Annotated in this window: 14 protein-coding genes; 3 read left to right on the top strand and 11 right to left on the bottom strand. The window is 63.0% G+C overall.

What is annotated here, in order from left to right; genetic code table 11:
• The 10 genes from CWO89_RS17960 to CWO89_RS17915 all read right to left on the bottom strand — a co-directional run.
• Positions 1–1,696 (bottom strand): gamma-glutamyltransferase family protein (locus CWO89_RS17960; protein WP_130580095.1); only part of this gene is annotated, 1,696 nt, incomplete at its 3' end.
• Between the two features lie 17 nt (positions 1,697–1,713).
• On the bottom strand, positions 1,714–2,115 hold the full coding sequence (locus CWO89_RS17955) for a dihydroneopterin aldolase (RefSeq protein ID WP_130580094.1): 402 nt from the start codon (positions 2,113–2,115) through the stop codon (positions 1,714–1,716).
• A 61-nt stretch (positions 2,116–2,176) separates the two neighbouring features.
• A complete protein-coding gene (glyA, locus tag CWO89_RS17950) occupies positions 2,177–3,469 on the bottom strand; it encodes a serine hydroxymethyltransferase (protein WP_245476357.1) in 1,293 nt (430 codons plus the stop codon).
• Between the two features lie 11 nt (positions 3,470–3,480).
• On the bottom strand, positions 3,481–4,854 hold the full coding sequence (locus tag CWO89_RS17945) for an L-serine ammonia-lyase (RefSeq protein ID WP_130580092.1): 1,374 nt from the start codon (positions 4,852–4,854) through the stop codon (positions 3,481–3,483).
• A 4-nt stretch (positions 4,855–4,858) separates the two neighbouring features.
• On the bottom strand, positions 4,859–5,455 hold the full coding sequence (locus CWO89_RS17940) for a sarcosine oxidase subunit gamma (RefSeq protein WP_130580091.1): 597 nt from the start codon (positions 5,453–5,455) through the stop codon (positions 4,859–4,861).
• Positions 5,448–8,444: a sarcosine oxidase subunit alpha gene (locus tag CWO89_RS17935; protein WP_130580090.1), complete on the bottom strand. Its 2,997-nt coding sequence runs from the start codon at positions 8,442–8,444 to the stop codon at positions 5,448–5,450. The genes CWO89_RS17940 and CWO89_RS17935 overlap by 8 nt, the downstream gene beginning before the upstream one ends.
• Positions 8,441–8,764 (bottom strand): sarcosine oxidase subunit delta, encoded by a 324-nt coding sequence (locus CWO89_RS17930; RefSeq protein ID WP_130580089.1) that lies wholly within the window; start codon positions 8,762–8,764, stop codon positions 8,441–8,443. The genes CWO89_RS17935 and CWO89_RS17930 overlap by 4 nt, the downstream gene beginning before the upstream one ends.
• Positions 8,765–8,782: 18 nt before the next feature.
• Positions 8,783–10,036, bottom strand: coding sequence for a sarcosine oxidase subunit beta family protein (locus tag CWO89_RS17925; protein ID WP_130580088.1), 1,254 nt, complete (start codon positions 10,034–10,036; stop codon positions 8,783–8,785).
• A gap of 192 nt (positions 10,037–10,228) precedes the next feature.
• Positions 10,229–11,269 carry a CobW family GTP-binding protein gene (locus CWO89_RS17920; RefSeq protein ID WP_130580087.1) on the bottom strand — a complete coding sequence of 347 codons (1,041 nt, stop codon included), beginning with the start codon at positions 11,267–11,269 and terminating at the stop codon, positions 10,229–10,231.
• On the bottom strand, positions 11,266–12,924 hold the full coding sequence (locus tag CWO89_RS17915) for an amidohydrolase (RefSeq protein WP_130580086.1): 1,659 nt from the start codon (positions 12,922–12,924) through the stop codon (positions 11,266–11,268). The genes CWO89_RS17920 and CWO89_RS17915 overlap by 4 nt, the downstream gene beginning before the upstream one ends.
• 240 nt (positions 12,925–13,164) lie before the next feature.
• Between CWO89_RS17915 and CWO89_RS17910 the strand changes: the two genes are divergently transcribed.
• The 3 genes from CWO89_RS17910 (at position 13,165) to CWO89_RS17900 (ending at position 16,757) form a co-directional block, all read left to right on the top strand.
• On the top strand, positions 13,165–14,991 hold the full coding sequence (locus tag CWO89_RS17910) for a CocE/NonD family hydrolase (RefSeq protein WP_130580085.1): 1,827 nt from the start codon (positions 13,165–13,167) through the stop codon (positions 14,989–14,991).
• Between the two features lie 36 nt (positions 14,992–15,027).
• Positions 15,028–15,537, top strand: coding sequence for a prolyl-tRNA synthetase associated domain-containing protein (locus CWO89_RS17905; RefSeq protein WP_130580084.1), 510 nt, complete (start codon positions 15,028–15,030; stop codon positions 15,535–15,537).
• A gap of 281 nt (positions 15,538–15,818) precedes the next feature.
• A complete protein-coding gene (locus CWO89_RS17900; RefSeq protein WP_245476358.1) occupies positions 15,819–16,757 on the top strand; it encodes a GlxA family transcriptional regulator in 939 nt (312 codons plus the stop codon).
• A 127-nt stretch (positions 16,758–16,884) separates the two neighbouring features.
• Here CWO89_RS17900 and CWO89_RS17895 read toward each other — a convergent pair whose 3' ends face one another.
• Positions 16,885–26,325 carry a filamentous hemagglutinin family protein gene (locus tag CWO89_RS17895; RefSeq protein ID WP_207234507.1) on the bottom strand — a complete coding sequence of 3,147 codons (9,441 nt, stop codon included), beginning with the start codon at positions 26,323–26,325 and terminating at the stop codon, positions 16,885–16,887.
• Positions 26,326–26,337 lie beyond the last annotated feature (12 nt).

Below are 26,337 nucleotides of genomic sequence, written 5' to 3'. Positions count from 1 at the left end.
CCAATGAACCGGGTTTGGCGCGGCGCGGAAAAAACGAGCTCGGCATGTGGTCGTTGTGAAACATCGGTGCGTCGATCGCGCGCTGCAGATTGAGATTGTGATGCACGTGGCGCAGAAAGAAGACCGAGCTCCACTGGTCCTGTTGATCGCCGCCCGGAGTACCGAAACTCGCGTATGGGTCCGCGTCCCTGTACACCAGCGAAACGGAAAGTGTTGTCCTGGGCCGCTTGCCGGGGGCAAGCGACGATGGAAGCCCCGGCTTGAGCCAGAACATCTGCGCTCGCGTCCCGAGCGCGAATCCGAGTCCAGGGATCACCGGCGAACTTTGCAGCCAGCCTCCGCTCGGCGTTGCCGAAACGATATTGCCGTGCCGATCGATCACGTCGAGATGGACCGTATCGCCACGCACGGCCCCGCGGCGGCTGATCGCGGGCTCTCCGCTAACGGCCGTGGAGCGGGCGACCGTCGGCTCACCGGCGCCCAGCGCCGCGCTCCCGTCCTCGGCGTCGCCAACGGTATAGGGCACGGCATGATCGAAGCCCTCGATCGAGCCCGGCCGGAAGTCCAGTGAGGCAGCGCTGCCCACCAACTCTCGTCGCGCGCTCGCGTAGTCCTCATTCAGAAGCCTTGCCATCGGCACATCGACAAAATTCGGATCGCCGTAATACTTCTCGCGATCGGCGAACGCGAGCTTGGAGCACTCGGTGACGGTGTGAATGAAGTCGGCGCCGAGGGGATCCATCGAGGACAGATCGAATCCCTTGAGCAGGGCGAGCTGCTGGAGGAACACCGGTCCCTGCGTCCACGGTCCCGGCTTGAGCACCTGAAAGTCGCCATAGCTCAGGGAAAGCGGATCCTCGTACGTCTCTTGCCAGAGCGAGAGATCCTGTCCGGAGATGAGTCCGGCATGCCGCGATCCCGACGTATCCATCACGGGCGTCCGGACGAACCGCTCGATCGCGTCGGCGACAAACCCCTGGTAGAACGCCTTGCGGGCGGCTTCTATCTTCTGTTCTCTCGTCCCGCGCGTTTCCTCGGCGACCCGGACGATTCTCTCATACGTCGATGCAAGGTCCGGATTCGCAAATAGAGAGCCTGGCGCCGGCAGGCCATCTTTCAGATAGACGCTCGCCGATGTCGGCCATTCCTCCCGGAAAAGGGGAGCGACCGTTTGAATCGCCGCGGCAATCCTGGGAAGCATCACGTAACCGTCGCGAGCGTAGGTGATGGCGGATTCCAGAACGTCGCCCACGCCCATTGTCCCGTAGTCCTGGAGCAGCCTCATCCAGGCGCCGAACGAGCCGGGAACGCACGCGGGAAGAAACCCGCTTCCAGGAATGATGTCGAGACCCAGCCCGGCGAACGCCTCAATCGTGGCGCCCGCCGGCGCGACTCCTTGCCCGCACAGCACGCGCGCCCGTCCCGATTTCGCGTCATGGAAGATGATCGGGACCTCACCGCCGAAGCCGTTGAGATGCGGCTCGACGACTTGGAGCGCGAAGCCGATGGCCACGGCGGCGTCGAAGGCATTGCCTCCCTTTTCGAGGATGCGCATGCCTGCGGCGGTTCCCAGCCAATGAGTCGAAGCTACCACCCCGAACGCGCCGACGATTTCCGGCCTCGTCGTGAACGCGCCCTCGCCGGCATCGGGGCCGTAGCTGAGCCGGAAATTTCCCAGTGCCAAATTGCTCGACATTTTCGCCTCTCGTTGCTTCAGGCCCATCCTCGCTTCGCGGAAAGACGCATGTTGGCCGCATCATCATGTGGCGCAACTTCGACGGTTCCGCGCCTGCTCCGCTCCACCGACACACCGATCCTGCCAACGGCCGTCCCAAACGTCACACGAGGATCGCGCACGGTCAGCTTCACTCCATCGGCATTGGCGGCGGCCGCAAGGACCGCCTCCGCAGCGGATGCCGCTGCCTCAGCGAGGGAGGCGTGATCGGACGACGCGAAGGCGCGCGAAATCTCGCGGACGAGATCCGAGTAGTTCGCGGTATCCGCCAGGTTGTCACTCGAAGCGGCCCTGCTTAGATCAATCGACAAGTCCAAATCAACCTCCAGGGATCGCATCGTCGTCCGGTCGATGAGATCGACGGGCGAGTTGACCAGCAATCCGCGGACGAAAATTCCGTCGGGATCCACCGATCGCGAAGGTGCCGGACAACGCGTCACTTCAAGCAAGCGGATAGATGGGGAACGCCTTCGTGAGCTCGGCGACCTGCCCTCTCACGCGCTGCTCGACGGCCGGCGCCGCGCCGGTATTCGCGAGCGACACGGCGTCCAATACGTCCGCGATCAGATTGCCCACCGTCTGAAATTCTCTTTCACCGAACCCCCGCGATGTCGTTGCCGCAGTTCCCAGCCGAATTCCCGAGGTAACGGTCGGCTTCTCGGGGTCGAAAGGTATCCCGTTTTTGTTGCAGGTGATGTTAGCGCGCCCGAGCGCGGCTTCAGCCGTCTTGCCGTTGAGGTTCTTGGAACGCAGATCGACCAGAAACAGATGATTGTCGGTCCCGTCAGAAACAACGGAATATCCCCGTTCCATCAGGGTGTTCACCAACGTTTTGGCGTTGCCGACGACTTCGTTTGCGTATCGGCGGAACTCCGGCGTCAGTGCTTCGCCGAACGCAACCGCCTTGGCGGCGATCACATGCATCAGCGGCCCGCCTTGAAGCCCCGGAAAGATCGACGAGTCGATCTTCTTTGCCAACTCCGCGTCGTTGCACAGGATCAGACCCCCGCGAGGACCGCGCAGCGTCTTGTGGGTCGTCGAGGTTACGACATGCGCATGAGGGATGGGTGACGGATGCACGCCACCGGCAACCAAGCCGGCGAAATGCGCCATGTCGACCATGAGATATGCGCCGACTGTATCAGCGATCCGACGGAATTCCGCGAAGTCCCAGAAGCGCGAGTAAGCCGACCCGCCTGCAGCGATGACCTTCGGCTTATGATCCCGTGCGAGGCGCTCCAGCGCGTCCATGTCGATCCGGTGATCATCCGGACGCACGCCGTATCTCACCGCATTGAACCATTTGCCTGACATGTTCGGCTTCGCGCCGTGGGTAAGATGGCCCCCTGCGGCCAGGTCCAGTCCCATGAAAGTATCGCCCGGCTTCATGAGAGCCATGAAGGCGCCCTGGTTGGCCTGACTGCCCGAATTCGGTTGCACGTTCGCGAAGGCGCAGCCAAAGAGTTTCTTCGCGCGCTCCCTCGCGACCTCCTCCGCCACGTCGACATGCGCGCATCCGCCGTAGTAGCGTCGTCCCGGATAGCCTTCCGCGTACTTGTTCGTCAGAACCGAGCCTTGCGCCTGCAGAACCGCGCGCGACACGATGTTCTCGGAAGCGATCAGCTCTATCTCTTCCTGCTGTCGCCTCAGCTCGTCCGCTATAGCCGAGGCTATCTCGGGATCCAGAATCGAGATGTCGGTGGTGAAGAACTTGTTCGACGCAACCTGTCCCATGTGTGTTTCCTTCAGCATTCCGCCAGATTCACCGCGAGTCCTCCGAGCGAGGTCTCCTTGTATTTGGATTGCATATCCCGGCCAGTCTCGCGCATCGTCGCGATGACCTTGTCGAGCGACACCACGTGTGTCCCGTCGCCCTGGAGCGCCAGCGAGGCAGCGCTGATGGCCTTGATGGCCCCGAACGCGTTTCGCTCGATGCAGGGGATCTGCACCAGACCACCGATCGGATCGCAGGTCATGCCGAGATGGTGCTCCATGCCGATTTCGGCAGCATTCTCGATCTGCTCGTTGGTGCCGCCGAGAACGGCTGCCAATCCCGCGGCCGCCATCGAGCAGGCGACGCCGACTTCCCCTTGACATCCGACCTCCGCACCGGAGATGGATGCGTTCATCTTGAACAGGGCTCCGATCGCGGAAGCGGTGAGGAGAAAGCGGCGCAGCCCTTCCGCATCGGCGTCGTGACAATGATCGCGGAAGTAACGCAACGTGGCCGGAATGATGCCGGCCGCGCCGTTGGTCGGCGCGGTGACGACGCGGCTTCCGGCGGCGTTCTCCTCGTTGACGGCGATCGCATACAGGCTAACCCAATCCATCACGGCATGCTGCGCGCGATTGTTCGCTCCGGATGCCACGAGGAGCCTCCGGTGCAGTGCAGGCGCCCGCCTCCGCACCTCGAGACCGCCGGGGAGCTCTCCCTCCGTCACCATGCCGCGGTCTATGCAAGCCATCATGACCGCGACGATGCGATCGAGATTGCTCTCGACCTCCTCGCGCGGCAGCCGCGAGGTCTCGTTGCCCAGAACCATCTCGGCAATGGAGAGGCCGGACGAAGCTCCCATCGTGAGGAGGTCACGGCCCGAGCGGAGGGGATAGGGCACCGGCGTCGACGAGATAGGCGATGGTTTTCCCACCTCGGCTTCCGGGACAACGAAGCCGCCGCCGACCGAGCACCATCGCTGTTCAAGAAGCCGCTCCCCGGCCGAATCGAAGACCGTAAGCGCCAGCGTGTTCGGATGATGGACCGCAGGGGTGATGCCGTCGAACACGATGTCCGCCTCGGGGTCGAAGGCGATCCGATACTTGCCCGCGAAATGGAGGACCCTTCCCTGCCGGGCCGACGCGGCGATCCTGTCGGCATCATCGGGATCGACCGTATCAGGAAGCTCGCCGGCAAGGCCGAGAATGACGGCCTTGTCCGTGCCGTGCCCTTTACCGGTCCAGGCGAGCGATCCGAACAGGTCGACCCGCACCCGCGCCACGCGTGGCAGCAGACCAGCAAGCTCTACGCTCTCGGCAAAGCGGGCCGCCGCCTTCATGGGGCCGACCGTGTGGGACGACGATGGGCCGATACCGATCTTGAAGAGCTCGAACGTTCCGATCATGAAATCACGTGGGCGACCTGGCAGACTCATCGTCGAGGAATTCCCGGCGGGCGTCATCCAGAAGCAACCAGACGTAAGGCGAGAACGAACGCCAAACATCCAGGTGAAACACTTCACGCTCCGTTCGGGAAAGTATAATCGGCGACTTGCCGAGAATGGTGCGCGTGCACATCCCGATCGGGAACGCTCGTTCCGAAAGATCGAGCGGGCAGCCGTGGTTGAGCACGTACTCGCTCATCGGTCCCCTTATTTCCATGGAGTCGGATCGATGACTGACGTCGACGAGAGAGCAGGAATGGGAGGCGAGCCTTTCGGCCATCGCTGAGAAGAGTTCCGAAGAATCCTGCCCGATCGCTTCCAGCAGCCACTCGTCCGGGCCCAACCAATAGGCCTTGCGCGGCCCCGCTTCGCTGAAACGATTGGCGGTTTGGGGCAACTCGACGCCGAATGCCTCTGCGGCGGCGCCAACCGACGGGGGACGTCCGCGAAACACTAATTTCGCAGCGTCAGGCAGCACCGCTAGGCTAGCCCGCGGAGGATTTGCGCTGTCGCGGCTGACGGCCGCCAGCGAGTTCACCCTGACGATCGTTGCCTCAGCCATCGAGACGCTTCCCCTCCGGATCGTAGAAAATCGGCTGGACCACTTCGACCGTCACGGGCCCGCTTGGCATCGGAACGCTCAGGCGTGAGCCGATCCGCGCCCGGCCTCCTTGCACCAAGGCAAGAGCGATCGAACGGTCGAGCGCAGCGCTCCAATACGATGACGTTACGTGACCGATCATCGTCATGGGGACAGGTTCGGACGGGTCGGCGACGACCTGCGCCCCTTCCTCCAATACGATCTTCGGATCCACGGTGAGCAGCCCGACCAGTTGCTTTCGATCGCTTCGGCTCATGGCAGGCCGCGCCAGTGAACGTTTGCCAACGAAGTCCTTCTTGGTTTTTCCGATCGCCCAGGCGAGCCCCACGTCGTCGGGGGTCACAGTGCCGTCGGTCTCCTGGCCAACGATGATGTATCCCTTCTCGGCCCGAAGAACGTGCATCGTTTCGGTGCCGTAGGGCGTGATGCCGAACTCACGTCCCGCGGCGCAGATCGCCTCCCACACACCGCGCCCGTATCCCATGGGGACGTTGACCTCAAAGCCCAGTTCGCCGGTGAAGGAGACCCTGAAAAGCCGCGTCGGCACCCCACAGATACGTCCCTCCTGCACGCTCATGTGCGGCATCGCCTGTTGGGAGATGTCGATGCCTTGGACAAGCGGCTCGAGCACCTTGCGTGCATTCGGTCCCTGGACGGCGATGACTGCCCATTGCTCCGTTGTCGACGTCAACCAGACGTCAAGATCCGACCACTCCGTCTGCAGGTAATCTTCCATGAGGGCGAGTACGCGGGTCGCGCCACCTGTCGTTGTCGTGACGTGGAATCGGTCGGGTGACATCCGCCCGACCACTCCGTCGTCCATGATGAAGCCGTCCTCGCGCAGCATGACTCCATAGCGTAGACGTCCGGGCTCGAGCTTCGTCCACGCATTGGTGTACATCCGGTTCATGAACTCGGCGGCGTCCTTGCCGACGACCTCAATCTTGCCGAGCGTGCTGGCATCGAAAATGCCGACGGATTCCCGCGTAGCCTTGCATTCGCGTCTGACCGCCGCGTGTATGTCCTCGCCCGGTCGCGGGAAGTAATGGGCCCGCTTCCAAAGGCTCACGTCCTCGAAGACGGCGCCGTTCTCGCGTGCCCATTCGTGGATCGACGTCTTCCGAACCGGATCGAACAGCTCTCCTCTCGACTGACCGGCAAATGCGCCGAAGGTTGTCGGCGTATATGGCGGACGGAAGGTCGTCAGGCCGACCTTGGAGACGGGCAGCGCCAGAGTCTGCGAGACGATACCCAACGCGTTCATGTTGGAAGTCTTGCCCTGGTCGGTCGCCATACCCGTCGTCGTGTAGCGCTTGACGTGCTCGATGGAGCGAAAGCCTTCGCGCGTCGCAAGTTCAATGTCTTTTGCGGTGACGTCGTTCTGGAAGTCGACCCAGGCCCGTGTTCGACGCGATCCGCCGCCGCTCGGCGGCGCGCCAACGAAACCGTCTCTCCCCAACGATTGGGCGAAAACCGAAAATTTGTGCTCGGCCGCTACAGTCCCTCCCGCCGCTTTTGCCGCGCTGAGTCCTCCCGCGAACCCGTCGGCGAGAGATGTGCTGAGGTCGAACACGCCTCGACAACCTCCCACGGAACGCTCGCGCTCGACCGATTCACCCGGCAGATATGCCTTCAGATCCTCGTCGTAGACGAGCTTGCCGCGCGACTGCGAGAACAGGTGCACACTCGGCGTGAAGCCCGCCAACATCAGCAGAAGGTCGCACGCGAAGGTTTCGGGATGCCCTGCGCTTCCTCCCGAGATCCTGGCCACATCGACATGCGAGATGTGCAGACGGCCGTAAGTGCCGGTAACTACAGTGGAGGGACGCACGTCTATGCCGGCCGCTCGCGCCCGCTCGATCCACCGCCCGTTCGGATTTGATCTCACGTCCGCTATCGCGGTGATCTCTATCCCGGCGCTCTTCAGCTCGAGTGCCGCACGATAAGCGCCGTCACAAGCGGTGAAGACGACTGCCCTGGTGCCGGGCAACGCCCCATAGCGATTGGCATAGGTTCGCGCCGCCTCAGCCATCATGATTCCGGGGCGATCATTGCCTGGAAACACCATCGGCCTTTCGATCGCACCCGTCGCGAGAACCACTTCCCTAGCCCGTACCTGCCACATCCGCTCCCGCGGTTGCTTTGTGATTGCCGGTCCCAAATGGTCCGTGACGCGCTCACATAGCCCAAGGAAATTGTGCGGATACCAACCGAACGCGGTGGTCCGCGGCAACAGGACCACGTTCGTTCGCGACTTCAATTCCTGGATAGTCTGCTCCAGCCAATCAGCGGCCGCCTGCCCGTCGATGGTTGCTTCCCGCTCCGACAGCAGCGAGCCTCCCATCTGGTCCTGCTCGTCGCAGACGAAGACCCTCACTCCCGATCGCGCCGCCGCCAGGGCTGCCGCAAGCCCGGCTGGCCCCGCCCCGACGACCAGGACATCGCAATGCCCGTACACTTGCGTATAACGGTCGGCGTCGGCCGCGTCCGGGGCGCGCCCCAGCCCAGCGGCGCGCCGGATCATCGGCTCGTACAGCTTCTTCCACGCCGACGCCGGCCACATGAAGGTCTTGTAGTAGAAGCCCGCCGGGAGAAATCGCGAGAACAGGTCGTTTGCGCCGCTGAAGTCCAGCGACAGGGATGGCCAACGGTTCTGGCTCTCGGCCACGAGGCCGTCGTAGAGCTCGACCTGCGTTGCGCGAAGGTTCGGCGTATAGCGCGATTCCTCGTTGCCCACACCCACGAGCGCGTTCGGCTCATCCGCGCCGGCGGACATGATGCCGCGAGGACGATGGTACTTGAACGATCTGCCGACGAGATGGACGCCGTTGGCGATAAGTGCCGAAGCGAGCGTGTCGCCTGCGAACCCGGAATATTTCTTTCCGTCGAAGTGGAACGACATAGGCTTGTCGCGATCGATGCGGCCGCCCGCGGGAAGCCGGTATCTCATAGCGCCGCTCCGCTCCTGCTGGACCGCTCTTCCAGCCCCGGTTCGACCGGCTTGGGAGGCTCCTCGCCAATCTTGTAGGTCGACACAATCGCGTCGGAGACCGTATTCCGCTGCACGTTGAAGAAACGCGCGCAGCCGTGAATATGCCTCCAGCGTTCCGCGTGCAGTCCTTTCGAATTGCTTCTTATGTACAGGTATTCCGCCCACGCCTCGTCATCGAGAGACGCCGGATCCTTCGGGCGCGCGATATGCGCCTGTCCTCCATAGGAGAACTCGAGTTCTGGCCGCGGGCCGCAGAAGGGGCACTTGATGAGAAGCATGTGACTGAATTTCCAAGACTAGTGGGCCACGGCCGCAGCAGCGGCTTCGTCGATCATCACGCCATCGCGAAAGCGCTCGATCGTGAAGGGCGCGTTGATCGGATGAGGATCGTCCTTTGCGATCGTCCAGGCGAAGAGGTCACCTGAGCCAGGCGTCGCTTTGAAGCCTCCGGTGCCCCAACCGCAATTAAGATAGAGCCCGGGCACCGGCGTCTTCGCCACGATCGGGGATCGATCGGGAGTCACGTCGACGATGCCACCCCAGTTGCGCAACATCCGCAGTCTTCTGAACATCGGCACAAGCTCGCAAATGGCATCGAGCGTGTGGCTGGCGATATGCAATGCGCCCCGCTGTGAATAGGATGTGTAAGCATCTGTGCCGGCACCGATGACCATCTCTCCCTTGTCGGATTGCGAGATGTAGGCGTGAATGGTGTTTGACATCACCACGCAGGGAAAGGCCGGCTTGACGGGCTCCGAGACCAGCGCCTGAAGCGGAAAGCTCTCCAGCGGCAACCTTACCCCCGCCATGTTCATGACGACGCTGGTGTTGCCAGCCGCAACGACTCCGATCTTGCCTGCCCGAATGAAGCCCCTTGACGTTTCGACGCCTTCTACCCGGCCCGATATCGCGCGGCGGATGCCGAGCACCTCGCAGTTTTCCAGGATGTCGACGCCGCGCGCGTCCGCGGCCCTTGCGTATCCCCACGCGACCGCATCGTGTCGGGCCGTACCGCCCCGCCGCTGCAAAGCGCCGCCAAGGATGGGATAGCGCATGGCACCGCCGACATTCAGCGGAGGACAGAACTCCTTGCACTCCTGTGGCGACAGCCATTCATTGTCGATACCGTTGAGCCTGTTGGCATGGACGTGCCGCTTGAAGCTTTGGACGTCGTGAATGTTGTGAGCCAGCATCAGCACGCCCCGCGGGGAGTACATCACATTGTAGTTCAGTTGCTGCGAGAGCCCTTCCCAAAGCTTCAAGGCATGCTCGTAGAACCTGGCGCTCTCGTCAAAAAGATAGTTCGATCGGATGATCGTCGTGTTGCGGCCCGTGTTGCCGCCGCCGATCCATCCCTTCTCCACCACTGCGACGTCAGTTATTCCGTATCGTTCAGCCAGGTAGAATGCCGTCGCCAGGCCATGCCCGCCGCCTCCGACGATCACGACGTCGTAGGCAGGTTTCGGCTCAGGCGAACGCCACTGCCGTGGCCACTTCTCGTGTCCCCCGAGTGCTTCGCGAAACAAGGAAATTGCAGAGAATCGTCTCATGGGTGCCCGTGCCAGAATGACTGCGATTTATTATCGCCTGCCGATACGATCTCGCCAGCATCGGCTCGCCGTGCTTGTTGGATGAAAGCGACATCCCGACGGCTGACGTCGCCAGAGGCGCCTGACTTTCGGCCCAGACGGTAGCGACCGGGGCACCTCGCTAGGCCGAAGTGCGGCATAGCCGGAGCCCGGTCATGGTATGAGCCGGGACACCTCCGCTTCATCCCACTGCTCGGAAAAGCCGATGAGGACAAGCCTTGAGCCATGCTGGGCAATCGACGACAGCTCCGGCGCGGCCTCGAGACTCTCGCGCTTGCCGACTCGCTGATAGACGAATCTTCGTTGGTCGTCGTCCTTGAAGCAGAAGATACCCTTTGCCCGTATGATATTCTGCGGAAGCTCGCGCAACGCCCGCGTGATCACGTCTCTTTGTATCGGCGTCGACCAGCTTCGCGTCGTCGATGCGAATGAGGTGTGATGGTCAGCGGCAGAGCATCCGAACGCGAACGAGGGGCCGGCGTTCACGCCCAGCACGATGTTCGCAGGAATGTTGCCGTGCATCGCTTCGAGGATGGCGCGGCCCGGAACCGATGATTCAATCAGGCCCTTGATCGCGTCCAGTCGATCCTCGATGAGGTCGGATTTGCTCATCACGACGATATCGGCCGCAGACAACTGCGCCAGCATCGTCGGCCGGGTTCTCTCATCCCTGATGCGCTCGGGGAATGTTTCGCAATCCACCAATGTGAGGATGGCGTCGAGCCGTATCGCAGGATTGGCCAATGCCACCTGCGCGATGCCGCGCGGATCCGCAAGCCCGCTCGCTTCGAGAACGATGGCGTCGGGAGGTTCTTTTCGCTCGATCAGCCGCTGAATCGCGTTGACCAGATCGCCGTTGATCGAACAGCACGCGCAACCGTTTGTCAGGCCGATCGTATCCTCGCTTTGAAAGCGGATCAGTTCCTCGTCGATGTTTACGGCCGCAAAATCATTGACGAGTACGGCGATCCTCCTGCCGCCGGGCTCGGAAAGGAGACGGTTCACCAGGGTCGTCTTTCCGGATCCCAGGAAGCCGCTGACGATCGTCAGCGGCAGCGATACCGTGGCAACCGCGCGGGGGACGACCCTCGCGGCCTCAAAGATGCCCATCAACATGGCCAGAGTCTCTTTGCCGGCGGCCGGACTGACGGGCACGATAATGTCGTCGGCTCGATCGTGGGATCCGGCGGTCATGCAGGTTGCGGCTTGCCGCCGAGGACCGTGCCCCAGATCCTGATGTCCTTGAGATCGACGGGATCGACCTCAAATGGATCAGCTTCGAGGATGGCAAAATCGGCGAATTTCCCCGGCTCCAGACTCCCCAGTCGCTGTTCTGCGCCCAGCACGTAAGCCGCATCGATCGTGATTGCACGCAACGCGCGCTCGACACCGATCCGCTCGCCCGGAGCCAACACCGTTTTTCCGTCCAGGGCGATGCGGTTGACCGCGACCCAGGCGGCGGTCAACGGATGGAGCGGAACCAGGACCAGCGAATAGTCGGAATGCAGCGCGAAGATCACGCCTTCGCGCTCAAGGGATCCTAGTCTCGCCACCGCTTCGGAACGATCCGGCCCGAATCCCTCTTCGGCGTGGAGCTGGCTGCGATAGTGCACGAAATAATTGTTCACGCTGGCGACACCGCCGAGCGTCTTGAGCCGGCGGGCCTGGTCGGGCGTGCTGATGCAGTAGTGCTCCAGCGTGAAGCGATGATCAAATTGCGGCTGCACTTTCTGAAGCTTGGCCAGCGCATTCAGCGAGGCGTCCACCGCTTCGTCACCGTTTGCGTGACAGTGGATCTGGATACCCGCCTTCCAATAGGGAAGCATTCGCTCGTGGAGTTCGTCCCACGGGACATCGTTGCGCAGACCGTTGCTTCCGTCGAGATAGCCGGGAAAGTTCAGCCGCAGGGACATCGCGGGAAACGACCCGTCGGACAGAAACTTCACGCCATGAAAGAAAAGCTTGTCGCCGCTCCTTTTCATCGCGTCGAGAAGAAAATCCGCGCCCTTGCTGCCGTGATCGGAGTGGAGCGCAAGTTCGAGCGAAACAAGACCCATACGTAACGGAAAGCTCTCGTCCGGAACCACCTTCGAATGAAGCGCCCATTCGTTCTCGAAGTTTCCCTTGCCAAAGATCATTTCGGCGGTCGTGGTGACGCCGGCTTTCCGCGCGATGTCACCCATTCTCCTCAGGCCATCGACGCCGCCGCGCTCTGCAATCGCTTCGCGCATTGCGCCCAGAGCGAGGCGTCCGGCCTCCAGTTCGACGAACTGTCCGTTCAACCTGCCGTCCGGATACCGCATCACGCCGTGCACGTTCGTGTTGTCTGGAACCTTGGCCCGTTCCAGCGCCGCGCTGTTCAGGTAAATGAAATGCGGAGCGTAAGAGATCACCCACATCGGCCGCTTAAGGGAGATGGCATCGAGCTCATCGCGATGGAGATGTCCGCCCTGCGATGCGGGGTCCAATCCCCAGGCAATCAGCGGCGCATTCGGATCAGGGTCGGCATTGGCGGCTTCGCGAAGCTTGGCGACAACTTCCGCGCGGGTGGGCAGTCCCTTGTTGATGCCGTGGGGTCCCGGCGAGTCGATCGGGCCGATGTAGTGCATCGCGAGATAGCCGGCCGAGAACGCGAAGTGCGTGTGGGGGTCGATGAATCCCGGCAGGATGACCTTGTCCGCGAAGGTGTCGTCGATCTTGTAGGGGTACCGTTTCAGCCAGGGCTGCATGGTCTCGATCGTACCGGTTGACAAGACGCGACCATCCCTGACCGCTACGCATTGCGCGAAAGGACGACCCGGATCCATCGTGATGACCTTCCGCGCCCGATAGACCGTGATATCTCCCATTTGAATTTCCCCCTGACTGTGTGGTCGGCTCGTGGATGACCCGAGCGGCGCGTTTGTTCGAACCGTGAACCAATGTGCACTTTCGCATCCCTTCGCGGTTGGAAGCTTGCGACATCGTCCGCGTAACGACGCGACACGTACGGCCTCGCATCTTGCCTATGGACGCGCAGCCATGATGATCGGCTCCTTGCCGAGCCGCTCGTCGCGAGGCGGTAGAACCCCGAATTTACGGATTTTCAGATGGCCGACAACGACATGCGCGGAGATGCCTGGATGGTACCGCCGAGCCGGTACATCCGCGGCAGGCCCGCGACCCACAAGGTAACTCAGCCGAAATCGATCTACCTGAAAATGAAGGATGGCTGCAGGCTGGCCGTCGATGTGTATATTCCCGACGCGACGGAAGAAGGCGGGCGCTGGCCGACCATCCTGATTCAGACACCGTACTACCGGCGCTTCGCGGTCGATCCGTCAGCCGAAAATGTGGAGTCGTCGCCGAACGTCGCCAAATACCGCGATACTTTTGTCCCGCGAGGATACGCGCTTGTCGTCGTCGACATCAGAGGCACGGGAGCGAGCTTCGGTACGCGCGACATTTTCAGGTCTCCCCGCGAGCGCGACGACGCTTACGAAGTGGCCCAATGGATTGTCCAACAATCCTGGGCGAACGGCGCGATCGGTGCGACCGGCATATCCTATCTCGGAGCAGCGAGCGATTTCCTTGCCTCCACATCGCATCCTGCTGTCAAGGCGATCGCCCCGCTGTTCTCCGTTTGGGACACCTATCTGGATAACTATTACCCGGGCGGGATACTTCTGACCAATCTCGCCGAGGTCTACGATCGCCTGATGGCCGGCCTCGACCAGGATAAGCGCGATCTGCTCAGGGAATTTGTCTACTACTCCAATCCCGCCTTCAGGGGACCGCATCCGGTCGATGACGATCCGGATGGCTCCGATTGCACAGCGGCGATCGACGCACACTCCGGCAATTTCCGCATGCCGGAGCTGATGCGCGCCATGGAATACAGGAGCGAACCCCTTTCCCAATTCGGTGGGCACTCGTCCGATGCCATCAGCCCTGCGAGCTATTGCGAGGGTATCAGGCGAGATGTGGCAGTCTATTCCGTCTCCGGCTGGATGGACGGCGCCGGCTACGCGAACGGAGCGATCAGCCGGTTTCTCACCTTGCCGAACGAGAACAAGTACCTTCTCCTCGGCCCTTGGGATCATGGCGCGCGCATCAATTGCTCACGGTGGCGCGCGGACGAACTCCCGGAATTCGACATTCTCGCTGAGGTCTTGAGGTTCTTCGACGAGCACCTCGCCGGACATGAGACCGGCCTCCGCTCGGAGAAGCCGGTGCACTATTTCTCCGTACATGACGAGAAGTGGCGCGGCGCTGATACCTGGCCGCCGTTCGACGCATCGAAAACGCTATTTCTGGCGCTCGACGGAAAGCTCGAGGATGCGGCAGGCAAAGCGGCGACCGACTCCCACGAGATCGACTTTGGTGCGGGAACAGGCGGACAGACGCGATACGAGCGGATCGCGGCGATCGACAGTCGCCAGTACTACACGGACTGGGATGGCGGCGACCGCTCCATGCTGAACTACACGAGTTCCGAATTGCCTCACAGCGCCGAACTGAGCGGCCATTGCCTGGTCAATCTCTGGATCTCGGCTCCGGCGCGTGACTTCGCCGTCCACGCCTATCTCTCCGAGATACTCCACGATGGGCAATCCCTCTACGTCACCGAAGGGTGCCTTCGTGCGCTCCATCGGGCGGAAAGTCCCATGCCGCGCAATTATCAGACGCCTGGCATATTCCACGCTTGTAGGCGAGATCAGGCGCGAGAGTTGGTGCCGGGTCAACCGCATCTGTTTCGCCTTTCGCTGCTTCCGGTCGCCTGGACCTTTCTGGCGGGGAGCAGGATCAGATTGTCTCTCACGGGCGCCGATGCGGACCATTTCCAGCGCATCCCCGCGACGGGCCCACTGCGGATCGAGGTACTTCGTGGTGGCGGCAATGCCTCACACATCAAGCTGCCGTTGCGGTTGGCATGAGCAGCGGCTAGAGGAAGGCGATCTATGGGCAGCAGCATGAACCAAAGCGACGAACTTCTGGCCTATCTCGAGAGCAACGGCATCGAGGCGCGCACTTTCCAACACCCGCCGGTGCACACCGTCGAGGAGTCGAAGAGCCTTCGCGGCGATATTCCCGGCTTGCATACCAAGAACATGTTCCTGCGCGACGGCAAGAAGAACTACTTTCTTTTCGTGACCGACGAGGACGCAGCCATCAATCTCAAGCAGTTGGCTCGAAAGATCGGAGCGAAAGGAGGCCTATCGTTCGGATCGGCCGATGCGCTGCTGGAGTTGCTCGGCATCCAACCCGGCGCCGTCTCGGTGTTGGCGGTTGTCAACGACAAGGAACGAAAAGTCAGGGTCGTACTGGACCAACGATTGGCCGGCGTGGCGACGATCAATTGCCATCCCCTCAGCAACCAGAGGACGACGTCGTTGTCACGGGAGTCGCTCGAGAAGTTCCTGGCCGTTACGGGCCGCGATCCTTCCTACCTCGATCTGGAGGACGACAGCGGCCCGACCTGAGCGATCGATCTGCTGCGGCCTCCCCCCGCTTGGTTGGTCGCTGGCGCAGAGTCCGGGTTCGCGGCCTCCCGAATGGTCTTGTTTTTGCTTTCGTAATACCCGCAATATGACGCCCCGATCGCGAGATTGGGGAGATGCGGTTCCACGACAAGGCCGAAGCCCCGGCCCTCGCGCGGACACGCACGGAGGCAAGGATGGAGAGGACGATACGACCGCTTCGCGTCGGCTTTATATTGTCGAACAACTTCACGCTGACGGCGTTCTCGAACTTCCTGGACGTCGTGCGATTGGCGGCCGACGACGGGGACAACAGCCGTCCAATCCGATGCCAATGGCACATCATGTCCGCGGGCGGTGATCCAATCAGGTCCAGCAGCGGGGTGCAGGTCACGCCCACCTCCAAATTCATCGACCCGTCCGAGCTCGACTACATCGTTGTGGTCGGGGGCCTGCTTCACGACGGCCCACAGATAGACGAGCGCACCGGCAAATATCTTTTGACGGCGGCCGACTCAAGCGCGGCGATCGTCGGTGTCTGCACCGGCAGCTTCATTCTCTGGCGCCTGGGCCTCCTGCGCCAGAAGAAGTGCTGTATCAGTTGGTACCACTATCGCGACTTCCTGGAGGAGTTTGGCGACACGTTGCCGATTGCGGACCAATTGTTCGTTGTCGATGGCCGGCGCATCACGTGCTCGGGCGGGATCGGCGCCGCCTATCTTGCGGCGCATATCGTCGAATTGCGCCTTGGCTTGTCCAACGCGCAGAAAGCGCTTCACATTATGCAGATCGACCGGATGCGACCCGGCTCATCGGCTCAATCGGCTCCGCCTACGGAGTTCGTCGGCAATGATAGTCGGATCTCGCGCGCCCTGTTGATCATGGAGCAGAACCTGTCGTCTCCCCTTTCCATTGCCCGGCTGGCGGCCAAGGTCCGCCTCAGCACGCGTCAACTCGAGCGGCTGTTCAAGGACGAGACGGGCCAGTCTCCTCAGAACGCCTATTTGCGCTTGCGGTTGAAGCATGCACGCTGGATGATGAAGACCGAGATGACGCTTGCCGCCATCGCTGCGGAAACCGGATTTGTCGACGGATCCCATCTCAGCAAGGCGTACAAATCCACGTTTGGGAGCAATCCGTCCGAGGATCGCAAGAGATCTGTCGGTAGCGTCCCGGATCTCGAACCAAGCGCGGAAGGTCGTCGGGTCTATGATCCTGCCTGAGTTCAGTTTCTCAAGAGATTGATTGCTGCGCTCAGTCAGCGGCATGTGATCAGACTCCGCGGCCGAAGCCCCAGCCGCGGGTCAACGATACCGGGAGAGCCGCTGGTGATATCGGCCACATTTGGGGTCAGCGCACCTGCTTTTTCTTCTCGTAGATCAGAGCCTCCGTCTGCATATCCGACAGCGCACCGGCCCCCAATACTTGAACCGGACTTGTCTGATCGTAGTTGTAACTGCGCCGATCCTTCCTGCCACGTTCTTCCCCCTGACGCGGCTGTTCATCGCGTCGCGGCGTTTCCTGATCGCTCTCGCCGCCAAAGCCGAGCAGCTCGACGATGATGATCGACGGCCGCTCATTCGCAGGCTGCTGCGTCGCGTCCTTGACCGCGTCGGCCGCCGCCTTGTCCTTGGTTTCGACCGTCAGATTGACGGCCGGGGGCTGCACCTTCGGCACGCCCTTGGTTTCACCACCGACCTTGATGTTGTCGGTGTTGAGCACATACATCGCCGCCACGGTGAAGTTGCCGCTGACCCGGATTCCGGCGTCGCCCGCATCCACCGTACCGACCGGAGCGATCAGCGAGACGTCGCCGGGCTCGACACCAGTGAAACCGATGATGGTGCCGATGCCGCTGCCGGAAATGTCAGCCCTTTCCATGACTTTCGTAACGGCGTCGGCATCGGTGACGATTTCCGGCGCCGACGGCACACGCGTGGTCTTGGCACCACGGCCGGCATCGATGTCGCCGAGCGTCGACCAGATCACCTCATCGCCGCCGGCGAAGGTGAGGATGCGCGAGCGGTTCACGGTGACGCTGTCGCGGGCAAAGATGTTGATGTCGCCATTGCCGAGCGTGATCAAGCCGGCGCCGGGCGGCGCGACCGTGCCAAGTGCCGCCACCTGTAGTCCGCCCCCGGGAGTAAAAACGTCGATGGCGCCGCCCGCCATGGTGCGGAAGGTGGCATTGCCGATCTTGACGCCGCCGCTCCAGTCCTTGCCCGGGAACAGGGTTGCAATCGCGGCATAGCCGCGACCGTAGCCACCGTTGATCGGCCGGCCATCGGCGCCGAGCGTCAACTGGTCGTCGCCGGCGGCTTTCAGCTCCTGCATGTAGACCTGCCGCAGGAAGCGCTGTCGGGTCAGGGCAGGCATCGCCTGGAAGCGGGCCCAGGCGGCGTACGGCGCCAGGGTCTCGCCGGTAATCTCGCGAACGAACGAGACCAGACCGTCGCGCACCGTGCGCTTGACGCCGCCGCGGTCCCCGACGGCATCGGTCAGATAGATCGGCAGCACGACCCCGTCGACCGTGGTCTTCAGGTAGTCCGGCATCGACGCGACGTTGGCCGGATCGAGATAGGCTGCCGCCAGCGCATCGTACGATGCCTGTTTGCCATTGAGGCCTGCCATCACCGAAATGGCTGCGCCGTCGCGCGGCAGGCCGAGAACTTCCGTGGTTTCCACCGCGCGGTTACTGCCGTCGTACTCGCTATTGCCGCGGCTCTCGATCCTGAAGTCGGCGCCATAGACGTCGCGGCCGGCCGCGAGCGCAATAGCGCCCGGTCCCTGGATCAGGATCTCGCCGCCGATGATGTCGGTGCCGGCCTCGAGCAACGAGACGTCGGTGCGATGCAGGTTGCGCAGCCGATAGGCGATGTTGCGGATGTCAGTGCCGGCGCGGAACCAGGTCTGCTCGTTGGTCGTAATCGTGCCCTCCCACACACCGGTCCGGTTGGTCGGGGGCATCCCCGTGATCGAGCCGTTCAACGCGTAGAAGCGACTCGGATCATAATCGTCTTCGTTGTCCAGATGCTTCGGATTGCGGATACCCTTGAGATAGCTGGTGTGGGTTCCCGGACCGAAATAGGCCAGCACATTGATGTCGTTCATAAGGATCAGCTGGAATGCCTGCTGCTGAAATGGCGTGCTGTTGGTGTCCACGTTCAAGGCGATATCCAGCTGGATCGTGGCGCCAGGGCCGCCGACCGGCCGGAATGGCGAGGGCATCATATCGAGCGTCGCACGCGACATCACGATGGTGCCGGTGTCGATGTTGTCCGCCGCCAACAGGCGCAGTTCAGGAGTGCGGCCCGGCACGGTGAAGAACCGCGCCTGATTGACGATCGAGCCGTTGAGCGCGGTAACGCGGGTCATCGATGGATAGAGATTGACGGCGAGCTGTCCCATCAGGGCCAACGGCAAGTCGGGGCTGTGGAAAGCGTCAGTAACGTCGAGATTCTTGGAGATATATTGCCCCTGGTTGGCCAGGATAACGTTGCCGCCGACCGACGTGAGATCGAGCGCCGTGCGGTCGGTGTAGCCGCTCATAAAGGCGCCAAATTCCCAATAGCTGCTGCCGAGCAGCAACGGGTCGAGCACGGTCTGCAGCCGCAGATCGCCGGCGGTGCGAACGCCGATGGTCGCGTCCCCAAGCGCAATGACCGGCGCGATCGCATAGACGTCGGTCTGCAGGGCGCTCTTCACGATGGAGACCTCGCGTCCGACGGCGAATTCGCCTGCCGTGATGGTGCCGGCGCCGCGGCCCACATAATAATAGCCGGCACGGATGGCGCCGCCCGCGTTGACGTCCATCAGGCCGCCATTGCGAACCTCGAGCACCTTGGCTTCGCCGAAGGTAAGGCCGCCGCTGACACGACCGTTGCTTGGCAACGCGACCAGCATGTTGACGAGGTCGCCACCCGTCGAGACCGAGACGTTGCCGCCACCGAGCGCACCAACCCCCTGTTGGAATGCGCCGTAGTCCACCCACCACGAGCTCTGCTGGCCGGGGTAATAGACATAGTCTGAATCGGTGTCACCCTGGCGCCTCAGCCATTCGACGAACAACTGGTTGTCGCGGGGGTTGGCCGGAAGCGCTGAGCTGGCGCCGCCCTGCGCCGCGATGTTGAGGTTGCCGCCAAATACGCCGTAGGTGGCGCCAGCCGCCGGGGTGAAATTGGCGAGCGCTCCGTCGGCGCGGCCGGCCGTGTAGATCACCGAAGCGCTGTGTGCGAGCAGCAGATCGCGTCCGGCCGCGACGTCAATGTCGCCGGTGCCGGTGCGGATCTGGTAGCCGTTGCCGGCATCGCCAACAATGACCGAGCCGCTGCCGGTCGGCAGAGCCGTCAGTGGCGTAAGCGCCATCGCGCTCGCCGAAGTCAGATCGGCGCCCGACACCAGTCGCAGGTTCCAGGATGCGGTGTCCTGCAGCACGCCGCTGCGGTCCGCCGCCGAAAAGCCGTCGCTGATGTTGCCGAGGATGGTGAGGTTACCCGCAGCGCGCAGCGTCAGCGTACCCTCGCGGGCGTTCGCGCCGAAATCGGCGAACAGGTTCCAGTCGGATTCAGCGATCAGATCGCCGGTGCTGCGGATTTCGATGCCGGGCATCACCGTGACACAGCCGCCGGCGTTGAGCCGGGCGGCGATCGCGGCCGCGTGACCGACGAAGGCCGTCGCATCGGCAACCGCGCCGGCCCGAACGGCATCGACCGAATTGCTGTCATAGATGCTCACGCCTTCGAGTACCGCGGAGCGTGCGCCGACGATCGCCGCGCGCAGATTGCTCACCGCGACGTCGTCGTGGCCGGCCGGCTGCCGCGCGCGGAACCGAACGCGACCACCATCACCACCAGAGACATCGATGCGACCGCCCTGCACGTCAAGCTGGCCGTTGCTGGCCTCCAAGATGACGCGACCGCTGCCCAACGCACCGGTGGCGCCGGCCTGTAACAGTGTCGAGCCGAGCATAGTCAGTCCGTTGCCGGCGCTGATCGCGATGTTGCCGCCATATTCCGAGCGGGCGTCGATGGTCCCCGCCAGGGTCACCGCCCCCTGGTCGGCGGTCAGCGCAAAGTCGGCGACGTCGGTGATGCCGTCGATCACGACATTGCCGGAGCGGACGCGAAACTGTCGCGACCGCGTAAAGCCGCTGCCATTCAGGGTCCGGCTCATGCCGGCGAAGTCCGGCAAGGCGGCGATATCGAGCACAAATGAGCCTCCCCTGCCGCCAAGGCCGGCTTGTGCCGCGATTTTTCCACCCAGCGTCACCGTGCCGCCGCCCGAAGCGGTTAACACCAGCTTGCCGGCGTTGCCGCCCTCGGCAGGCGCAGCCAGGTTGAGAACGGAGTTGGCCACCAGCCGAACCGAACCACCAACCGCTGTCAGTGCAATGTTGCCGGCATCGGCATATTGCGCGACATCGTAGAACTGCTTCTTGTATCCACCAACGTCGATCAGCGCGCCATTACCGACAACGACATCGCCGCCAGTCGCGGTCAGACTGACCGCGCCGCCGAGAGCAACAATGCGGCCGCCGAAATCCACGCTGGCGCCGGTCAGCGCGAAACGGGTGCCGAGGCTGTCCTCGGGCGAGGCCAACGTCCCGCTGTCGCGGCCGCGCATGCTCAGCGCCCCGGCAGTAACGACCGACTGCGATGCGCCGCCGCGCCCGGTCACCACCGGAGTAGCCAACGTCACGGTCGCCATATCGGCTTCGATGCTGCCGTTGCCCTGCCCGACGATCTGGCGGCCCGCATTCAGCGTGACCGCGTCGAAGCCCCGCAATACCTTGTTGCCACCGCCGAGAACGATTTCGTCGGCGCTCAGTGTCAGTTGGAGATGGCCGGCCCCGACGGGGCTGCTGAAGCTGCCGCCGCTGTTGTCGAGCGCGATGCTGCGACCGCTGATCGCGATGGTACCATTGCCGTAACCAACCAGCCCGGCGGAATCCAGCGTCACCGCATTCAGACCGGCACCGCCAAGATTGACGGAGGTGTAGACGTCGATCGTGCTGTAGCTGCGCAAGGTGAGAGCCTGCGTATTGGCCAGTTGCGCCAGTGACACCGCATCGAGCACGAGGCCGGAGGTGCCGCCGCCGAAGCCGATCCGGCCGCTCGACAGTGACAGAGCCACGCCTGAAAGCTTCGCATTGCCGGCGACCACCGTGTCCTGCGTCGCATCGATCAGCAGCGCATTGCCACCCGCAAGTGTCGCATTGGCGCCGATCGTCACGATCCCGCCCATCGTGATGTCGACATTCTCGCGCAGCACCTTGACAGCATTGCCGGTGGAGACACGAAGCAGCGCACCGTAATCCTTCGACGGGCTCAACAGCACATCGTTGTCGGGATTGCCATCACTCACGCCGCCGATGTCGCCGTAGACCGCCTTGACCTGCGGCGCCATCACGAGATCAACGCTGCTGCCAGGGGCGGTTCCCCTTGCGAGGATGACGCTGCCGTCGCCGACGCCGATCGTGCCGCTCGCCGCAAAGAGGATTTCCGATCCCATCAACGCGCTCGTCGCATCGTTGCGAATGACAACGTCGCTCGCTGTCACATCGATACGCAGGCCTCTCGCGTCACCACTGCGAACGCCACCGATCAACAGGCTGCCGGCGCCGAAATTGCTGAGCGAGTTCGCGTCGACCACCAGATAGCCGGTCAGATCGCTGCGATCCTGACCGCTGCCGACGATCGCGATCCTGCTCCCGGCGATATCCACCAGACCGCCGCGACCGCCCGCGGCCGGTTGCGACCGCAGCAGACCTTGCAGCACGAGCTCGGTTGTCGCCTTGAACACCACCGATCCGCCGTCGGCCGGAAGCCGCGGCGTAACGATATTGATGCCGGTGAGACGGTATTGCCCGAGCTTGAACGCATCGGATGCGAAGTAGGTGTTGGCGAAGGCTTCGTTGTATTCACTGTAGCTGCGCAAGGTCGAGCCCGACATCACCTGCCACGTCGAGCGGAGCTGCTCGAAGCCGCCGCCATAGGCATCTGCCCGGTAACCGCTCATCAGCACCGAACCATCCGCCATCGGCACGGAATTGAGGACCTCTTTGCCAGCGGATCCCTTCACGACGGACACCGCGTACGCCCCGGGCAGCAAGGCATAGCGCGCCGGCAGCAAGGCGTACCAGCCAGCGGCGAGGCCATTGCCCCCGGCAAGCCAGATTTGATCCTGTGAAGCCGTCGATGCATTCAGCCCCGGCATGATCGCGTAAAGTCCTGGCTGGGTCAGCACGTCGTGCGAGCCGCCGGGGCCGGGGACGTGCTCCCAAGCATAAAGATCGCCGCCACCGCGAATGTCGACAACCGAACCGGCCGCGAGCGTGACGCCGGGCGCATTGAGGACAATATTCTTTTCCGGCAGCTTGCCTAGCGTTGGCGTCGGATTGGCCTCGGTCGGCTTCGCGAGCGGATCGTTCCAGAACTCGTTGTTGCTCAAGGTCCCATAAGGAAGCACGAGACCGTCGCCGGACACCGACGTGATACTTCCGGCGCCCAGCGCGATGCTGCCCGTGGCGGTGAAAATGATGCTGCCAAATGGCGCGCGCACCACGCCGTTCTGCGCGATCACCGGCGCCTCGAGGTTCAAAGTGCCAGCGGCTGACAGGGGCAGCCCTGTATCGCCGTTGCGCTCGATGACCAATTGCGTGCCGGCCTTGATCGAAGCAAGGATGCCGGTAGCCGGATAGACCTGCCCGACCTTCAGCTCGAGACGGCCGTCTGCATCGAGCGACGAGGTGCGGTTTGACCGCAGATCGGTCAGCAGGCCGCCCATCCGGAGATCCCGCGCCACCAGTTGCGTTTCAGCGAATCCGCTAAAGGCCATTCTGGTGATGTCGATCAGATCGGCAGTCAGCACGATCTTGCCGACACCGGCCGGGCCGGCGGAACCGGATCCTCCGAGGAGCGCGATATAGGGCGCGGTCACCTTAGCCGTTCCTGCGCCGCCGCTGTTGATCGCGCCGCCGATCGAGATCGACTTGCCGAACGACAGATTGATTCCCGGCGCAACCATGAAGGCGGTCGAATTCACGTTCAGGGTACCGAAGCCGCCGTTGTTCACGGTGTCGGCCGAGATCTTCGTGACCTTGACGTTGGCGGTAGGCAACTCCAGGCGTTGAGTGGCGGCAGGATCCGTGAAGAAGTTTTTCGACAGCAACGCGATCTGGTTGGTGAGTTGTGGCGTAACCGATGCCAGCGGCTGGGGGAGGCTGCCGGGCGTCGAGTCCGCGTTGAGATCGATGATGGCCAATCCCCCGCCGCGCGTGAGAGCGGTCGTCGCGTCCCGAATTGCGTTTCGTACGATAGCGAACTGAAAGGCCGGGTCCGAACCCGAGCTGTATTCCCTGTAGATGTCCAGGTTCTGCCGCAGGTTGACCGCGACGACCGCCCCGGTGTCCCTGTCAACGTAGTACAGCGCCGGAAGCATGAAGCTCGGCGTCGGCTCCGAAGTGCTCCCAACCGAGATATCGATCGTGCCCCCGACCGATCCAGCGCCGCCGGCATATCCCTGGAATGATCCTGCGACGACATCATTGGCGGCGCCGCTCAGCTTGAGCGCAATCGTACCGCCGTTACTGGCGAGGCTGTAGGTCGAGACCGCGCCCCGCCCCCTCGCCAGATCGAAAGTGCCGCTCGACCCCGAGACATCGATCAGCGAACCGGCTTCGATCTTCATCACCGCCGCCTCAGCGAGGCTGACACCGCCTCCGGCCAGCACCGTCCCGGAGCGCAGACCTTGCGCGTCGATCTCCGTCACCGATGTGCCGCGTGCCAGCAGTTGCGCTCCTGCCGCAAGCGCGAGCTCGCCATTGGCGGACACGGAGATCGAGCCCGCCGGCGCGTCGATCGCGCCACGCACGATCACGTCGCCGGGGATGGTGGTATCGGTGGCCGGATCCTTATGACCGATGGCAGCCAGCGTGACGGAGCCGCGGACATCGGTCCGCACCACAGAGCCGGCGCCGACGGTGACGCTGTCGCCGATCAGGGACAGCGAAGTTGGCTTGCGATCCAGCCGGTCCGCCGTCGGGAGCAACGCGAGCTTGCCAATTGCAGTGATCGGTGTGCCCGATGCAAAGGCGGAAACATCGACGCCGGCGAGATCGACATTCAACGGAAGCTGCGAGATCGTGGCGCCATCCGCGACCGTGATGTTGCCGGTACTCGTCAACGACAAGGCGCGGAAGCCACGTTCGCTGTAGAGCGTCTCCGACAGCCGCAACACGGCGGGATCCGCCGGAGCAGTGCCGCCTACCTGGATCGATCCTGATGTAACAATCGTGAGCGAGCCACCCGAACCTGCCGCGTAGCCGCGCAGATCGAGTTCCGACAACTGATTGGCATCCGTGACCGACAGCGTGATGGCGCCGGCATCGCCGAGTTTCAACTTCGGCTTCGCGCCGCGCGTGTCGTACCAGCCGCCGCCGGACACGTCCAGGGTGATGCCCGGCGCGAAATCGCCGGTGAGCTGGATCGTGCCGCCCTTGATCACGGGAAGCTGCGCCCCGCCTGGGCCATTGATCCATTCGCCACTGACATCGATCGCGGCGCCGCGACCGAAGGTCGCCGTCTCCGCGCCGGCAAACCAGACATTGCCGCCAGCAATGCGAATGCTGCCGTCAACAGCAAAGCTGGCCGGATTTACAGTGCCAACATTGGCAATCACGTTGAACGTCGTGCCCGGCGCGAGCTCGAGTTTCTCGTCCTTGTCCAGCGTGAAACTGGTGGCGACATAGAAGGCAAGCTTCGACATGCCGGCTTCGGCCAGCACATCGGAATCGAGATAGGTGGTCTTATCGCGAACCGATGTATCTATATCGTGGGTGCCGTGGTACCATTTCGCATCCAACGGGCTGCTCGCGGTAAAGTTGGCAGGCAGCATCTCCGGCTCGGCAGCGATGATGAGATTGCCCAGCAGCCACTGGCGATGCTCGTCGGCGTTGCCGCCAATCGTGAACGTGCCGGCGGTGGCGAGCTGGCCGGACGCCGCCTGCCGTTCCCCCGTGATGACCCCGCCCCAGTAGCCCCCCTCGAGCACCATGGCTTCGGCAGCGAAGAACTGGATCGAACCGGCATCGCGGCCTTCGGTGTAGCCCCGCTCGAACCGCGTGCCGTTGCTGCGATCCAACGGGTTGCGCCAGGTCTCGGTGATGCCGGCACGCTCATGCCTGCGAGTGAAGCCACTCGCGAGACCGACATAGAGACGATCGGGCGTCGCCGCACCGATATCGTAGACTCGACCGTCCGCCCCCCGAATCTTGGTCGTGGTGATCCAGCCGTCCGCATAGCGCACCGAGCCGCCCGAGACGTCGAGCAATGAACCTTCGCGGGTTACGATCGAGCCACTCGACTTGACGAAGATCGAACCCGCCTTGGTGGACAGCTCACCCAGCGTCGTCTTGCCAACCCCGATCCGGCCGGAGAAATCGCCGAGCGGCGTGCCAACCCATTTGCCGGGCGAACCTGCGATCCAGTTGACATCGGCCATGGGCCCGTCCCCGAACAAGCCGCTGACGCGCTTGTCGACGCTGACTGTCAGTCCGCGTAGCCACGAGTCACGATACAAAGGCGAATCGCGCAGTTCGTTGATACGAAATTCACCGGTGACGACATTGCTCTCCATGGTGAGCAAGACGTCCTGCAGACCCGCGACGCTGAGATAGGCATCTTCGCCGATATACACGCGGCTGCCGTCGCGCTTCACCGGCTCCCCTGTGATGGGAACATCGCCCGACAGGGGCGATGTGCTGGCAACGATGCTGATGGTGCCGGCCGGCACGATGACGCTGGC

The sequence above is a fragment of the Bradyrhizobium sp. Leo170 genome, from assembly GCF_004296405.1.
In the GTDB taxonomy this organism is placed as follows: domain Bacteria; phylum Pseudomonadota; class Alphaproteobacteria; order Rhizobiales; family Xanthobacteraceae; genus Bradyrhizobium.
The sequence above is the reverse complement of the archived record's forward strand: the minus strand, read 5'-3'. Positions and strand labels throughout refer to the sequence as shown.

Bases quoted from the DNA above. Each gene is read 5' to 3' on its own strand.
- CWO89_RS17935 (WP_130580090.1), bottom strand. From the start codon at position 8,444: ATGAGATACCGGCTTCCCGCGGGCGGCCGCATCGATCGCGACAAGCCT.
- CWO89_RS17940 (WP_130580091.1), bottom strand. From the start codon at position 5,455: ATGGCTGAGGCAACGATCGTCAGGGTGAACTCGCTGGCGGCCGTCAGC.
- glyA (WP_245476357.1), bottom strand. From the start codon at position 3,469: ATGGGACAGGTTGCGTCGAACAAGTTCTTCACCACCGACATCTCGATT.
- CWO89_RS17915 (WP_130580086.1), bottom strand. From the start codon at position 12,924: ATGGGAGATATCACGGTCTATCGGGCGCGGAAGGTCATCACGATGGAT.
- CWO89_RS17920 (WP_130580087.1), bottom strand. From the start codon at position 11,269: ATGACCGCCGGATCCCACGATCGAGCCGACGACATTATCGTGCCCGTC.
- CWO89_RS17905 (WP_130580084.1), top strand. From the start codon at position 15,028: ATGAACCAAAGCGACGAACTTCTGGCCTATCTCGAGAGCAACGGCATC.
- CWO89_RS17925 (WP_130580088.1), bottom strand. From the start codon at position 10,036: ATGAGACGATTCTCTGCAATTTCCTTGTTTCGCGAAGCACTCGGGGGA.
- CWO89_RS17910 (WP_130580085.1), top strand. From the start codon at position 13,165: ATGGCCGACAACGACATGCGCGGAGATGCCTGGATGGTACCGCCGAGC.
- CWO89_RS17930 (WP_130580089.1), bottom strand. From the start codon at position 8,764: ATGCTTCTCATCAAGTGCCCCTTCTGCGGCCCGCGGCCAGAACTCGAG.
- CWO89_RS17945 (WP_130580092.1), bottom strand. From the start codon at position 4,854: ATGATCGGAACGTTCGAGCTCTTCAAGATCGGTATCGGCCCATCGTCG.